We start from the raw sequence: 15949 nt of genomic DNA on the forward strand, positions 1-15949 counted from the left end.
TTATTGATAATTAATGATCGCAGGGCTGGGATCAAGTTTTATAACATCCAATGGTTTCATGACGGGTTCATCTTTTTTTAAAAAGATTTTAAATCCACCATACTGGGAGGTCTCATTTCTGACAAATTTCCGATAAAGTGACTGTTTTGTAGAGGCTGGACCCCATCCATCATAATTAAGTACGACTTCTACATTGTTGGTCGGCTTGATTGCCGCTTTATTCGTGATGGCTTTATCCGTGAATTGGTGGACAAGTACAAATTTATCCGGTAAGTTATTTTCTTCAACGAGCTTTGATAAATATTCTACCGCTTTTTGGACTTCAGCCCAGTCCACCTGGCCAAGGTCCATCCCTGGCGTTTCTCCTTCACCCACATGGAATTCCGTATCGATGGCAAGATGAACATAAGGGTACTTCAGCCATTTTTCAATTAACTTCACTTGATTCATGACAGAGTCCTTACCTAGCTGCACATCCAGCAGGAGAAGGGCGTTGTTTTCCCTGGCAAGCTTTGCATACTTTTCAATATCATCCTCAGGAGTCATACGGTAGTATTTTCCCTCAGGACCGGGGCTACGCTGGGCAACTGTCGTGATCAGTTCAATGGCCGGAATAGCTGGTTTAGAAGGATCAGCATCTGAATAAGACTGCGTTTGTTCTTTTAACTTTTTCATCAAGGCTTCGGGTTCCATTTCACCAAGTATCCCCATATTAGCAGAGTTAGGATGGCCATAAAAGGCGACGATCCGGTTGTTTTTCAAAGGACCATCACTTGGATCCTCCGCTCCGTTCACAAGGGTTTGCCCAACAGGAACCGACCTCGTACGATCGTTTCCATATGATTCTGCCGCCGGCATCTTCTCTTGTTCTTCTTTTGACAGCTTTTCCTTTAGGGGCTTCGTACCATCAGATGGCTTTAAGGCTTTAAATGGCTGGATTGGATTGGAGTCTTCTTTCTCCTGATCCCTGGATTTATCTACCGCATTGTGTTCTTGTTCGGCTTCGGATTTCTTTTTGTCCTCCTCTGATGTAGTTGGACTTGAATCAGAACAAGCTGCCATTAAGAAGATAACAGAGACAACAAAGAATAGGGAAGACAAGTTTTTCATGCTGAACACCTCCATCCTGGAACTCTATTAAGTTTGAATGTTTTGCAGAAAAAGCAGCCTACATTTTAACATAGGATGATAGAAACAGGCGGTATTTTAATTGAATTGAAATAAAAAATATAAAAGTGTTTGAGTTTGATCAACTCATTTGAAATAATTGGTACTAACTAATGGAAGCTGTTTTAACAAATGGTCATTGAAAGGGTGAAATTCGGGTAAAGTATTTGTTCAAAATGTAAAACAGTAATTCTATATACAAACAGGAGTCAGGGTATTAATGGCATTTTATCAATAGTATTATGCTCTGTTTACAATAAAAAGGGCCTCTCGACAAGGTCTGTTATAGCGGAATGAATTTCAGTATAAGTTTAAAATAATTTCAATACGTGGTGGTTAAATGAACATGGGTATTCCTAACAAAATACATATTATTGGGTCTGTTGGAAGCGGGAAAACAACATTAGCAAGAACTTTATCAAATTCGTTTAATGTTCCTTTTTATGAGTTAGATAATGTAGTATGGCAAAGACATGAATCTGGGGATATAAGAAGACCGGATGAAGAAAGGGATAAATATTTGGACAATATAATCAGCACTGAAAGATGGATTATAGAAGGATCCCATAGTCATAGTTGGGTCGGGAAAAGTTTCCAAACTGCTGATTTAATTATTTTTTTGGATACACCTTATCCAAAAAGAATACAAAGAATAATTAAAAGGTTTATCCTACAAAAACTAGGATTAGAAAAAGCAAATTATGTTCCAACACTTAGTATGTTCAGGAAGATGTTTAAATGGAATTCTAGCTTTGAAAAGGAAAGCAAACCAGAGATTTTAAAAATGCTGACTGATGAAGGGTTCAATTCAATTATCCTGAAAGATAATACAAATATAGATAACTACCTTAACGATTAAAACATAAAGCTTCCGAAAAAGGGGCTAAGGAGGCACCTGTGAAAATAAATAATTTAGCGTACTCTTAGTATTTTAGTGTACGTATTTATTTTATTTAAATAGAAACTAACGTCAAAAAATAGACAGGAAAATCCTCCGTCCGAGCACTAAACCCCAAAAATGATGGCCAAATTTCATGAAAATATAACATCCCTCACTTATTCACTATCAAAATGGGAGCTTTTACAAAACCTATCATATCAGTAATTGCAATTGGAAATCTAGGCCAAATTCATTACTGGATTTGAAATTATTGGACTTATAGACTATTTTTTTGCTAAAAATTTTCTAGTATAGTATACAAGTGGATTTTCGATTGTGGAAGTCAATACTTTTTAGGTTTATTTGTTGAACTTTTTGCAAACCCATAATCGGTCAGCTCAAACTTTTACATAGTCTTTAAGTATATGGGGGATGAAAGATTGAAAAAGAATACGATTGCAGTCCTGGCATCTGCTAGTTTGTTATTCGGAGGATTCAGCTCTTTAGGGGAACAAGATGCCCATGCAGAGTCATTAAAGGAAAAGATTCATGAAGTTAAAGAGAAACGGGAAGAAAATAAAAGTACCCGAGATAAGGTAAAAGTAGAAATTGAAAAAATAAAACACAATCAAGACTTACTTGATACAGAAATTAAAAAACTTGATCAACAAGTGTCGGAGACCGAGAATAAAATTGATACCAAAGAGGGAGAAATCTCAAAGACAAAGGAAGATATCGAAAAGCTCAAATCTGAAATTGATGTATTGGTTAAGCGGATTGAAGAGCGTGATAAAATGCTGAAGGATCGCGTAACAGCGATGTATGAAAATGGTGGTTCTGTACAATACATAGAAGTATTGCTTGGCTCAAAAAGTTTTGCGGATTTCCTTGATCGTGTGTTTGCATTGAATGAAATTGCAGAGCAGGATAAAGAAATCCTTGAAGCACACAAAGCTGATAAAACAAAACTTGAAGAGACAAAGATGAAGGTCGAAGAAAAGCTTGAAGTTTTGAATCAGCAGATGAAAGAACTGGAAAGATTGAAACAAAGCTTGAAGCAAAAAGTAGATCGTAAAAATGAATTATTGAGTGAGTTGAAAGAAGAAGAAGAGCATATGCATGAGGAACTCGGTAACTTGGAAGATGAAGCAGATTTACTTCAAAAACAACAAGCGGCTTTTGAAGCTGAAAAGCGCCGACAGGAAGAGGCGGCACGTTTAGCCGCAAAACGAGCAGCTGAGAAACGAGCAGCAGAAAAGCGTGCTGCCGAAAAACGAGCTGCAGAGAAGCGTGCAGCTGAAAAACGCGCAACTGCAAAAGTAGAGAAAAAATCTTCTAATACTAGCAGTAAGAGTCATAAAGCATCTAAAACGCCTAAAACAACTAAAAAATCTGCTCCTAATGGCGGAATGTTCATCAAACCATCAAACGGCTATTTTACTTCTGGATTTGGACCACGATGGGGAAGAATGCACCCTGGTATTGACATTGCCAAAGGTGGTACAGTTCCTATTGTGGCGTCTGCATCTGGAACAGTCATTAAATCCTATTACTCTAGCAGTTATGGAAATGTAATCTTTATTGCCCACTATCTCAACGGACAAACCTATACAACAGTTAATGCTCATTTAAGAGATCGATACGTTGGAAATGGTTCATCTGTTCAAAAAGGACAGAAGATTGGAATTATGGGGAATACAGGTCGATCAACTGGACAGCATTTACACTTTGAAATTCACAAAGGACAATGGAATTCAAGTAAGTCCAATGCGGTCAATCCAAGAAAATTCTTTTAGATTACGGGATCTGTCTAAAGGATCTGCGTTTATTCATCTTATATTGTACAAAAAGGGCTTATCCGTCTGAGGGTAAGCTTCTTTTTTAGGATAAGAAACCATAAAAATTTTGGTTTCGGTGAAGAAATGTCCAGCTCCACCGCCCAACCACTTGGATCACTTCAGTCCTCCTGTGGCGGTCGACACATTGATTTAGTTCGAAGTGTCTACCCACGCAGAACCGAACTTTGTTTGGTTCGAGCCTCCTCGTCGGACTTCCAGTGACCTTGGTGGTAAATCAGGGCGTTATCGCTTTTCTTTATAAGAAAAACCTAATCACTATTTGCGGACACCATATAAAATAACGGGCATATTTATACAATATAAAAACTTGGAGGTAAAGTATGGAAAGTGTAGCGTCACAAAGTTTAATTGCATTAGGTGCTGGAATTCTTGTCATAGGGGCCGTGTTGGTTTTTATTGGCGAATATTCAAAACTTATCGAATTGCGGTCAAAATGATGGATGATCATTGCTTAAGTGCATAATGATCTTCACAGTGGCATTAATCAGCCCCTAATTTTATTTGTCCTTCATTTCGGATGACGGCATGGACTTCAAATTCCATCTTCAATTTTGGATAGTGCTCGGATCGCCATTTCTTCAGCTCTTCACTAGGGATTTTGGCCCGGAAGTATTGGCCGAGCCCTAAAACGTCTGCCTTGCTCTCTTGAATTTTCGAAAACATCTCGTTGAAACGATTTGTGAGCTGTGTTTCTAGAGCAGTCCGTATTTCTTTGTCAGTTGGCTTTCCTATGGTCTCCAAGAGGACCACTTTCAAATGAAGCTGACTATTCAAGTAAGGCACTTGATCGATGTTCCGGCTTTTATGATCCATCGTATTGCCGACGATCAGGACGGTCGCCTCCTCCATAACCTCGACTTTTCCATGCGTGCTTTCCTCATAGAACGCATTGACAAGCAACGTTTCTTCTGGATCGATTCGTTCAACCATTCTGCCATTCTTAATGACAGCGGATCCAAGGTGTTGGATGACTGTACTGTCACCGGATTTTATAATAGGCAACACAACATCCCTTGTAGTGGAATGAATACTGCGATAGAGCTCCCACACTCTTGTAAGCGCAATTTGCGGGCTCCATCCCGCATCTTTATCAAAAAAATCAAAGAGGGTGGTCCCTTGGGGATCCGTCGTATTGTTCAAATTGGAAAAGAACGGTTCAATCTTTTCATCGCTGACCACGACCAATGCTTTTGGCGAAACCTCGCGTGCCCTCATAAATCCGGAGATGAGGTCTTTGACCCCTTCTTTCGCCAACTCCTTTTCGATCACAATCACTTTTACATGCAGTAAATCAATCCGGCTTTCCATATTGGCACTCAGTTTATCGACGGCTTGGCTTACTGTTTCTCCGGTTTCTGACACGATCCTGACCTGCATCACATCCGTATCCGGATCTGGTATTTGCAGATGGATGTTATATTGGTCATCTTCCATGGCCACCCCCATGACAATGGGCAAAGAGCGGTGATTGATATCTTTGGTGTCCCAGCATCCGCTCAATAGAAAGACCGTACATAGCGTGATCAATAGCTTTAACGGAATGATTCTCATGCGCGTCCCTTCCTTCGGCGTCCTATAAAATAAATAGACAATGGAATGGTCAATAGTACATAAAACTGTAGAAATGAATTCCACCATAACAGTCGTTCCACTGCCTTCCAATCAATGATCATGATCGATGTGATGAAGGTTACGATGGTGAACGAAAGGATACTATATAAGGGCTGATGCGGAAACCAGTGATTCATAATCTGATAGGCCATCCATAATAACAGCGAAAGGTGAAGCATGATAAAGGTGACCAGGGATAAGATGAAGAACATCGTGACCCGATCGAACATCAGCCAGTTGATATAGGTCGAATCGACGGCCATGATATAGGGAAACAAAAACCTTGAAGCCGTCCCATGGCCAAAAGTGAGAATGGGAATATAAACGGCGAAAACAAAAAACGGGATCAGGAGTGTTGCCGCCATCAGCACTTTTTTACGATTATAGGTAAGGTAGGGCGCGATAAATCCAAGAAACAGAAAACCTCCTATGAAAGCAGAAAAACTTTTCATATAGGAAGGGGTCGTCATAAAATGGAAATCATCGTCGATGAGTGGTAACAGATAATTCCAATCCACATTTTGAAAAGTAGCGATCAATACAAAAAAGATGATCGGGATGAAAATAAGCGCTAATAGGATCCCTGTGCGGAAGATCACTTCCAATCCTTTTGCAGCCAAATACCCTGAGATGGAAAGGAACAGGATGATGATCGCCCAGGAAGGCGTATTGGATAGAAAAATGATGGTGATGATTTCAGAATAAGCGCGGACTCCGATGACATTCACCAACATCAAATACATAAAAACCGGCAAGAGGAAGAATGTCGCAAAGCCTTTGCCCATTTCGGAATAGATATGGATGATGTTCTGTTTCGGGAAAAAGCTCAATCCTTTCATATAAATCCAAACCAACACAAAATGGAAGAGGAGCCCTATTGCAATCGGCATCCACTGCCCCTCATCCGAGCTGCTGATGATATCGTTAGGATATAAAAAGAAGATGAGGCCTAAATGGACCAAAAGGTACATCAGAACCACATGAAGACTCTTATCCATTTTTGGTTCCTTCCTTTGCGTAATTCAAGTTAAGATAGGAGATTCCGAACGTTTCAATACTGGCGAGATAGGCACTGATCAATACGATCCCTCCCAATATCCCCAAAACACCATAGATGGATGCCAGGATGACCAACACATATTTGAACAAACGGACGGCCAGGGAATTTTGTATGCCTACCAATGTCGAATTTGCGATTGTGGTCGCTGCAAGGATGATAATCAGCAGGGTACTAACCAGTTTTGCTTCCACAACGGCCTGTCCAAGGATGATCCCGCCGACCATTGTAATGGTCGGACCGATGGAACTGGGCAGCCTGACCGATGCTTCAATGATCAATTCCAATATGATGAGCATCAGAAGGATCTCGACTAAGGCAGGGTAGGGAATGGCTTCCCGACTTTGGGCAATGCTCAGCGCAAGCTCTATTCGCAAAACTTCAGGATTGACGGCTACAAGGGCGACATATAAAGCGGGTATGAGCAATGAGATAAGAATCCCGAAGATCCGCACCAGGCGTATCGAAGCCATCAAGGGAATGGGATAGTTCCGATCGTTTTCGAGCGTAAACATATCCCATAGGAAACAGGGAAGAATGAGCGCAAATGGGTAACGATCAACAAATAAGGCCACCCTTCCTTTTCTTAAGAAAGCAACGGTTTCGGAAGGCAGTTCAGTTGTATTGACTTTTGAAATGACAGACCAACCGGAAAAGCCTAAGGATTTGGCAAGGTTTTGCAAGTTATTGATCTCTCGGTCCTGGTTCTTTTCAAATGAGGACCTGATTTTCTCCACCAACTTTTTATCTGCTTGGCCCTCAAAATAGAGCATGGACAGTTTCGTTTTCTGTTCAGAACCGACCGAAAAGAATTCCGCCCGTATGTTGCTGGCGTTGATCTGCTTCCTGATCAGGCCAATGTTGGTTTTGATATCCTCATTGAATGAACTTAATGAACCTTGTAGGATATTTTCATTCGTAGGCGGCTCAATGGCCCGATTCAACATATTATGAAAAGGTTCTATGACGGCATATTTACGATGACTGTTACTGATGATCAGCAATTTCCCTGTCATGATGGATGAAACGGCTTCTTCCAAGTCTTTCTCTTTGACCTCACCGATCTCATTCAATAGCTCCCCAATCGTTTTTTGGGAAGAAATGGCGGTATCTATATATTTTTGGAGGGTCACTTTGGTTTTGGTGAAATCAATCAACGACTTGAATCCTACTAGGAGGACAGGAACATCAAGAATCTCTTCCTCGTGGAGAAACAAATCATCACTGTGTACGAACTTTTCTTTCAGTTCTTTTATGAATGGATCCATGATTCGATGTCCCCTCCCAAAAAATGATCATTGTTTATCATTGTCTCCTTGCCTGAAGCTATATATACAGGGAATGACAATTAGTCAAGGGAGCCTGATTTGATATAGATCCATTTGAAATAAGTGGGATTCATTTGGTATTCCACATTTTTGCTCATAGTGGATGGAGACACAGAGTAATACAGTAAAACGTTGCTTTAAGCCTATGTTTATAAGTACAAGAAAGGGGCTGACCCAGAAGACTTATCAATGGGAAAAACCCACGGAGAATTCTCCATGGGTTTTCCATTATTGAGTCTTTTCTGAAACAGACGCTCTGTTCTGTCAGTTCTGATTTTGGGATGATGATCAAAGGAGTACATCATTTTAGAGGAGATCCATTCCGCTATCCTGGTAAGAGGCTGTTGATTTTTAATGAATTTTACCAAATAAGATCTCTGGTGCCCTGTATTTTTTTGAAGCATAAGGTTTTTGAGCAGATAGGGGTCTCCTGTTTCCGGTAAAAGCTTTTGTCAAAACTTTTGGGTCAGCCTCTACCCTCATTTATATGATTTTGACTATATTTTCAGGTATTGTCTTTCCAACTTATGATAGTGACTTTTGATGTCTCCGCTGGATCAAGTCTTTTGTAAACTTACCAAGCAGGATGATCATGTAAAGTCCAAGGGTTGAAATACCGGCAATGTCAAGATTGAACAATTCGAACAAAATGCTGACGAGCGTCGTAATGTAAAGTAGGCCGAAGTATTTTTTGATCTGGTCGTTCGAATAGAATGATGTTAATTTTGCCCCTACCTGGCCACCGAATAATGCTCCGGCAACCAATATGAATCCAAGCAGATAGTCGATATCAATCGTGACCGCATAAGAGATGAAACCTGCTGTAACGATCATTAACACACTGACAAGACTTGTTCCGACTGCTTTTCGAGATTCAATACCCATGATAGAAATCATAAGCGGTACCATGACAAATCCGCCGCCTACTCCTAATGTCGCGGACAAAAATCCACCGATGAAGCCGATGATTATTATTTTGAGAAGCCCGGACTCTACCATTTTCACGGTTATTTTCTTATCAGGTTTCTTTAAGAGAGAATACGCGAAATAACCAATGATCAAAGCATAAAGAATTGGAATAATCGTTTCATCGAAGCCGTTCCGTTCCAGCCAGAGTACGAATGGTTTCGCGAATTGGGTTGCAACAACACCACTTAAGCCAAGCAAGACTGCTGTCTTCCATACGACATTGTTCATTTTAAAATGTGCCCATACGCCCGAAACCGAAGAGCCGATCGCGTATAACAGGCTTGTCGTGATCGCGACCACGGGTGCATAGCCGATCAACATCAACACTGGAGTCAAAATGAATCCGCCACCGATCCCGAAGTAACCAGATAAAATCCCGACAGTGAAACCAAGAAAGATATATAGTAATTCCATAAGTTCTCCTTCTTAAAAAAGCAATATCCACTCCTTCTATGTTACAGGAAAGGATTCATGAGTTCCACCTCGTTCCTTTTCCATAAATAGAAAAAGTGGCTCAAGGCCACTTTTCGGCTGAAAAGTATCTAGTTTCCACTGTTTTGCTGCATGTAAATTTCCTCATATGGCTGTACGACCACAAACCCATTGCCTTCGAATTTCATCTGGATCGATTCACCGCTCCCTCGACCGAAGAACGTTTTCAAAGAGACATCCGTCTGGAAATCAGGGGAGAGGGACCCGGACCATGCGACGGTGGCATTCGGATCGGTATAGACTGGTCGTCCCGGGTACACCTGGATTGTCAACGGTTCGTAGTGGGACGTGATGGCGATCATCCCTGTCCCCTGGCAATGAACGTTGAACAGACCGCCTGCCATCATCCCGGTGATGCGCCTCATCAATTTGATATCCCAATCGATTGAGGGTTCGAATGCGAGCAAGTCATTTCCGTTTACATAAATCGAATCATTTTGTAATTGGAGGATCGTAATTTTCTTTCCCTGGTCAGCGAGATAGAGCTTCCCTGAACCGTTCGCTTTCATGAGGGCGGCACCTTCACCGGTCAATGCTTTTTTGAACATTTTGCCAAGTCCATGTTCAAGGATCCCTTCCCGGACAAATTTGATGTTCCCATGGTAAGTGACCATCGAACCCATCTTCGCCCAGATGTTGCCGTCAAGATTGATCTCCAGGATACGGGGAGTTTCGAGCTCGAAAAGGCCTTCGCCTTTATCCTCCTGGGAAGTTTGTCTGACGAACTCTTCAATTGAATATTTGGACATTCTATCACCTTCAATTTTTAATAGTCTATCCGTTCAATTCGCCATTACAGTCCTTCGTTCCTTTTATTCGATATCTTCTATTATATTGATCCTCCCAGCTTCTCCCTGAGCAGGATAAGATTCTGCGATTGCCCCTTTTGGCCAAACCTCTACTTTCTGGCCGACCTTATAGGATTGTGGTGATTCCACATGGAACCAAATAGGCTCCTCCAACAGGATAGTCATCAATCTTTTTCGGTTCAAAACCCTTCAATTGCTCCTTTTCAATTCCCTCCAAAACAAGAATACGTTCATCTTCTTTATCGACAATATAGCCAGTGATCGATTGCTCCCATATATCCTCTTCAGGCATATTTGCATTTCCAGGCAAGTTCGGAATAATGACGAAATTTGCGAATAGAAACATACAGACAATCAGTACAGCTCCATATAACCATCTTTTCATAGCAGGTCCTCCAAGTCAGTGATGCGTGATTTCAAGTTTCCTTATCTATATAGACGGGAAAAGCATGTCTGTTGTTTCATCCACTTGAAGAAAGTATAATCACTTTTACAAATCCTTAAGCAAATTCACGGCACTGGTGCGGGAAAAGCGAACCAGGCGTTACCCCTCAAGTGGCCTGCACATAAAAGGATCTTTGACTAAAAACCAACACGTCCTGTGGTGAACGTGGAAACCAGCACATCTGTGTACAAGTGGTGAGGATTGCGGAATCGTCCGGTGGAAGGGGAGCGAAATCGCAAAATAGGCACCAATATTTAACATAACAGGGCCAACAGGCGAAAGAAGGCGAATGTAAGTTCGTTTTTCTTGTTATTTTTTCCTGATCCTGTGCTATAATGTTTGATAGTGAGATTTAAGAATCGGAGGGTTGTCGCATGAGTGAGAAGCAGTTTGAATTAGTATCGAAATACCAGCCTGAAGGGGATCAGCCTACCGCAATCAAGAAATTGATCGAAGGGATCAAGGCTGGAAAAAGGCACCAGACGTTGCTCGGTGCAACAGGTACAGGAAAGACGTTCACGATGTCGAATGTCATCCGGCAGGTCAATAAGCCCACGCTTGTCATCGCACATAACAAGACGCTGGCAGGCCAGTTGTATAGTGAGTTTAAAGAACTCTTCCCGAATAATGCGGTAGAGTATTTCGTCAGTTACTATGACTATTATCAGCCTGAGGCGTACATACCTCAGTCCGATACTTTCATAGAAAAAGATGCAAGCATCAATGATGAAATCGATAAGCTGCGCCACTCTGCGACATCATCACTTTTTGAGCGTAATGATGTCATCATCGTCGCAAGTGTATCCTGTATCTATGGTTTAGGTAATCCTGAAGAATACCGTGAACTCGTCGTATCGCTCCGACCGGACATGGAGAAGGACCGGAATCAGCTGCTCCGTGACCTTGTCGATATCCAATATGCGAGGAACGATGTGAATTTCACCCGTGGTACGTTCCGTGTCCGCGGTGATGTCGTCGAGATTTTTCCAGCATCACGTGATGAGCATTGTATCCGGATCGAATTTTTCGGTGACGAGATCGATCGGATTACTGAGGTCAATGCCCTGACAGGTGAGATCCTCGGTGAACGCAATCATGTTGTGATCTTTCCGGCTTCCCACTTCGTAACCCGTGAAGAGAAGATGAAAATCGCAATCGAACACATCCAGGCTGAACTTGAGGAACGCCTCAAAGAGTTGAGGGATCAGGATAAACTTCTGGAGGCACAGCGGATCGAACAGCGTACGCGTTACGATATCGAAATGATGCAGGAGATGGGCTTTTGTTCAGGAATCGAAAACTACTCCCGTCATTTGACCCTCCGTCCTGCCGGCTCGACGCCTTATACGTTGATGGATTACTTCCCGAAGGACTTTCTGTTGATGGTCGATGAGTCACATGTGACGCTTCCGCAGGTCCGTGGAATGTATAACGGTGACCAGGCACGGAAAGAAGTGCTTGTCGAGCATGGTTTCCGATTGCCGTCGGCTAAAGACAACAGGCCGCTGAAGTTCGAGGAATTCGAAGAGAAGGTCAGTCAAGCGGTCTATGTATCCGCGACGCCTGGACCTTACGAGCTTGAACACTCCCCTGAAATGGTCGAGCAGATCATCCGTCCTACTGGTCTCCTTGATCCTACAATCGAAGTTAAGCCGATTGAGGGTCAGATTGATGACTTGATGGATGAAATACAAGAACGGGTAGATAAGAATGAGAGAGTCCTTGTCACAACCTTGACGAAAAAAATGTCAGAAGACTTGACTGATTACTTGAATGAAAACGGCGTGAAGGTCCGTTATCTGCACTCGGAAATCAAGACGCTCGAGCGGATCGAAATCATCCGTGATCTGCGTAGAGGTGTGTTTGATGTCCTTGTCGGGATCAACCTTCTTCGTGAAGGTCTGGATATTCCTGAAGTATCGCTCGTTGCCATATTGGATGCCGATAAGGAAGGTTTTTTGAGAGCTGAACGTTCCTTGATCCAGACGATCGGACGTGCTGCACGTAATGCGAACGGTCACGTCATCATGTATGCAGATAAGGTCACCAATTCGATGCGGATTGCGCTCGACGAGACAGAACGTCGTCGTAAGAAGCAGATTGCTTATAACGAAAAGCACGGTGTTACACCGCAAACGATCCAAAAGGCGATTCCGGACTTGATCCGTGCAACGATTGCAGCTGAGGATGAGGCGGAAGCCGGACAAGCGAAAGCTGTCAAGAAAATGAATAAGAAGGAACGGGAAAAAGTGATCGAGCGGATGGAAAAAGAAATGAAGCAGGCTGCGAAGGGTCTCGATTTCGAGCGTGCAGCTGAGCTACGTGACATGGTATTAGAGCTAAAAGCGGAAGGATGACTCCAATGGCAAATGAATATATAACGATAAAAGGAGCGAGGGAACACAACCTGAAAGGGATCAATGTCACGATTCCTCGGAATAAGCTGGTCGTCATGACTGGCTTATCCGGTTCAGGAAAGTCTTCTCTTGCTTTCGATACGATTTATGCAGAAGGTCAACGCCGTTACGTAGAGTCGCTTTCTGCATACGCACGTCAATTTTTAGGCCAAATGGACAAGCCCGATGTCGATTCGATCGAAGGGCTGTCACCAGCGATTTCAATCGACCAGAAGACGACAAGTAAGAATCCCCGTTCTACAGTAGGTACGGTCACGGAAATTTATGATTACCTGCGGCTCTTGTTTGCGCGGATCGGTATGCCGATCTGTCCGAATCATAATGTTCCGATCACTTCCCAAACGATACAGCAGATGGTCGACCGTATCATCGAATATCCCGAACGTACGAAACTTCAGATCCTGGCACCGGTCGTATCCGGGCGTAAAGGGGAACATGTGAAGGTCCTTGAGGATATCAAGAAGGAAGGATATGTTCGTGTTCGTGTTGATGGGGAAATCATGGACGTCAGTGAAGAGATCAAGCTTGAAAAAAATAAAAAGCACTCGATCGAAATCGTCATTGACAGGATCGTCGTTAAAGAGGGTGTAGAAACACGGCTTGCAGATTCACTTGAAACGGCATTGAACATTGCAGATGGAAAGGTGATCGTCGATGTTATCGACGAGGACGAGCTATTGTTCAGCCAGCATCATGCATGTCCTTATTGTGGTTTTTCAATCGGAGAACTTGAGCCTCGCTTGTTCTCTTTCAATAGTCCGTTCGGGGCGTGTACATCCTGTGATGGATTAGGTACGAAGCTTGAGGTGGATCTGGACCTGATTATTCCAGATTGGGACCGTACGCTGCGTGACCATGCGATTGCCCCGTGGGAGCCGCAAAGTTCCCAATACTACCCTCAGCTTTTGAAAAGCATATGCGATCATTACGGTATCGACATGGATGTCCCGGTCAAAAAGCTTAACAAAACACAAATGGATAAAATTTTATATGGCAGCGGAAGGGATAAAATTTATTTCCGCTATGAGAATGATTTCGGCCAAGTGAGGGAAAACAAGATTCATTTTGAAGGTGTCGTGAATAATATCAAGCGCCGTTATCGTGAAACAAGTTCTGATTACATCCGCGAACAGATGGAAGGCTATATGGCGCAAAAGCCTTGTCCAAGCTGTAATGGCCACAGGTTGAAGCCGGAAGCGCTGGCGGTCCGGATCAGAGATCATCATATCGGAAACATCACGGACATGTCTGTAAAGGATGCGGACAAGTTTTTCAGAAATCTTGATTTAACGAAAAAGGAAGAACAGATCGGGCGGTTGATTTTGCGTGAAATCAATGATCGTCTTGGTTTCCTCGTGAATGTCGGACTCGATTATCTTACATTGAGCAGAGCCGCAGGCACATTATCAGGCGGGGAAGCACAGCGTATCCGTCTCGCAACCCAGGTCGGCTCACGCTTGACTGGTGTCCTTTATATCTTAGATGAACCGTCAATCGGATTACATCAACGAGACAACGATCGATTAATCAACACACTGGAAGAGATGCGAAGCCTCGGAAATACGTTGATTGTCGTCGAACACGATGAGGATACAATGCTGGCCGCCGATTACATCATTGATATCGGACCAGGAGCTGGAGCACATGGCGGGGAGATCACCGCACAGGGTTCACCTCAGGAAATCATGGATGATGTAAATTCGCTGACCGGAAATTACTTGTCTGGGAAACGATTCATTCCTCTTCCGAATGAGAGAAGGAAATCGGACGGCCGTAAGCTGACGATTGAAGATGCTACCGAAAACAATTTGAAAAAAGTGAACGTAGATATCCCGCTAGGTGTTTTTACGGGTGTTACAGGAGTCTCAGGTTCTGGTAAAAGCACCTTGATCAATGAGATCCTTCACAAGTCACTTGCACAAAAGCTTCATCGTGCCAAGGAGAAGCCGGGTGAGCACAAAAAGATCCTAGGACTCGATCACATCGACAAAGTCATTGATATTGACCAGTCTCCTATCGGCCGTACACCACGCTCGAATCCAGCGACATACATCGGTGTCTTTGATGACATCCGAGACGTTTTTGCGCAAACGAACGAAGCGAAGGTGAGAGGCTACAAGAAAGGTCGTTTTTCCTTCAACGTAAAAGGTGGTCGTTGTGAAGCGTGCCGCGGAGATGGAATTATCAAAATCGAAATGCACTTCCTGCCGGATGTGTACGTTCCGTGCGAAATTTGTCATGGGAAACGATACAACCGCGAAACCCTTGAAGTGAAATATAAAGGGAAGAACATCGCAGATATTCTTGACATGACCGTTGAGGAAGCGGTTGAGTTTTTCGCAAACATCCCTAAGATCAAACGGAAAGTCCAGACGATGATGGACGTCGGTCTCGGCTACATCAAGCTCGGACAATCCTCGACTACGATATCTGGAGGGGAAGCACAACGTGTTAAGCTCGCTTCCCAGCTGCACAAGCGTTCAACAGGAAAAACGTTCTATATACTTGACGAACCGACGACAGGCTTGCATGTTCATGACATTTCGCGTTTGTTGACTGTCCTCCAGCGTCTCGTTGATAATGGAGATTCGGTTCTGGTCATTGAGCATAACCTCGATGTTATCAAGGCGGTTGACCATATCATCGATCTCGGCCCAGAAGGCGGGGACAAGGGCGGCACGATTGTAGGTACTGGTACACCTGAAGAAATCGCTGAGAACAAAGCTTCCTATACAGGTAAGTATTTAGCTCCTATTTTGAAGCGTGATCGCAAACGTATGGAAGCGAAAATCAAGAAAACTGAAACCATAGCGAAATAAAATCGTAAAGTCTTCTAAGATGGCTGCTCTTAGAAGGCTTTTTTTTATTTATGTCGAATCAATAGAGTGCTGAATGTCAGACAGCCGTATCACATA

General features: G+C 43.0%; 12 protein-coding genes. 4 read left to right on the forward strand and 8 right to left on the reverse strand.

Annotation, left to right across the window (positions count from 1 at the left end):
* Positions 1-1110 carry a hypothetical protein gene (locus L1611_RS10785; RefSeq protein ID WP_236313099.1) on the reverse strand — a complete coding sequence of 370 codons (1110 nt, stop codon included), beginning with the start codon at positions 1108-1110 and terminating at the stop codon, positions 1-3.
* A gap of 397 nt (positions 1111-1507) precedes the next feature.
* Here L1611_RS10785 and L1611_RS10790 point away from each other — a divergent pair, with 397 nt between their 5' ends.
* Positions 1508-2026 carry an AAA family ATPase gene (locus L1611_RS10790; RefSeq protein WP_236313100.1) on the forward strand — a complete coding sequence of 173 codons (519 nt, stop codon included), beginning with the start codon at positions 1508-1510 and terminating at the stop codon, positions 2024-2026.
* Positions 2027-2487: 461 nt separating this feature from the next.
* Positions 2488-3843, forward strand: coding sequence for a murein hydrolase activator EnvC family protein (locus tag L1611_RS10795; protein ID WP_236313101.1), 1356 nt, complete (start codon positions 2488-2490; stop codon positions 3841-3843).
* Between the two features lie 543 nt (positions 3844-4386).
* Here L1611_RS10795 and L1611_RS10800 read toward each other — a convergent pair.
* From L1611_RS10800 to L1611_RS10825, 7 genes are all read right to left on the reverse strand, one after another.
* The gene (locus L1611_RS10800) at positions 4387-5457 is read right to left on the reverse strand and encodes a Ger(x)C family spore germination protein (RefSeq protein WP_236313102.1); all 1071 of its coding nucleotides are present in this window, start codon (positions 5455-5457) and stop codon (positions 4387-4389) included.
* Positions 5454-6515: a GerAB/ArcD/ProY family transporter gene (locus tag L1611_RS10805; protein WP_236313103.1), complete on the reverse strand. Its 1062-nt coding sequence runs from the start codon at positions 6513-6515 to the stop codon at positions 5454-5456. The genes L1611_RS10800 and L1611_RS10805 overlap by 4 nt, the downstream gene beginning before the upstream one ends.
* Positions 6508-7842: a spore germination protein gene (locus L1611_RS10810; protein ID WP_236313104.1), complete on the reverse strand. Its 1335-nt coding sequence runs from the start codon at positions 7840-7842 to the stop codon at positions 6508-6510. Before L1611_RS10810 ends, L1611_RS10805 begins: the two co-directional genes overlap by 8 nt.
* A 585-nt stretch (positions 7843-8427) precedes the next feature.
* The gene (locus L1611_RS10815; RefSeq protein WP_236313105.1) at positions 8428-9285 is read right to left on the reverse strand and encodes a sulfite exporter TauE/SafE family protein; all 858 of its coding nucleotides are present in this window, start codon (positions 9283-9285) and stop codon (positions 8428-8430) included.
* Between the two features lie 128 nt (positions 9286-9413).
* Positions 9414-10112, reverse strand: coding sequence for an AIM24 family protein (locus L1611_RS10820; RefSeq protein ID WP_225066488.1), 699 nt, complete (start codon positions 10110-10112; stop codon positions 9414-9416).
* A gap of 63 nt (positions 10113-10175) precedes the next feature.
* Positions 10176-10337 carry a DUF3221 domain-containing protein gene (locus tag L1611_RS20940; protein ID WP_407681721.1) on the reverse strand — a complete coding sequence of 54 codons (162 nt, stop codon included), beginning with the start codon at positions 10335-10337 and terminating at the stop codon, positions 10176-10178.
* Positions 10279-10557, reverse strand: coding sequence for a YobA family protein (locus L1611_RS10825; RefSeq protein WP_236313106.1), 279 nt, complete (start codon positions 10555-10557; stop codon positions 10279-10281). The genes L1611_RS20940 and L1611_RS10825 overlap by 59 nt, the downstream gene beginning before the upstream one ends.
* 434 nt (positions 10558-10991) lie before the next feature.
* On the opposite strand from L1611_RS10825, the gene uvrB reads away from it, so the two are divergent.
* Together uvrB and uvrA are read left to right on the forward strand one after the other, a co-directional pair.
* Entirely contained in the window at positions 10992-12974 is a 1983-nt protein-coding gene (uvrB, locus tag L1611_RS10830; protein ID WP_236313107.1) for an excinuclease ABC subunit UvrB, read from the forward strand.
* A gap of 5 nt (positions 12975-12979) precedes the next feature.
* Positions 12980-15853: an excinuclease ABC subunit UvrA gene (uvrA, locus tag L1611_RS10835; RefSeq protein ID WP_236313108.1), complete on the forward strand. Its 2874-nt coding sequence runs from the start codon at positions 12980-12982 to the stop codon at positions 15851-15853.
* Positions 15854-15949 lie beyond the last annotated feature (96 nt).

It is taken from the genome of Pseudalkalibacillus salsuginis (assembly GCF_021646685.1).
Taxonomy (GTDB): domain Bacteria; phylum Bacillota; class Bacilli; order Bacillales; family Fictibacillaceae; genus Pseudalkalibacillus; species Pseudalkalibacillus salsuginis.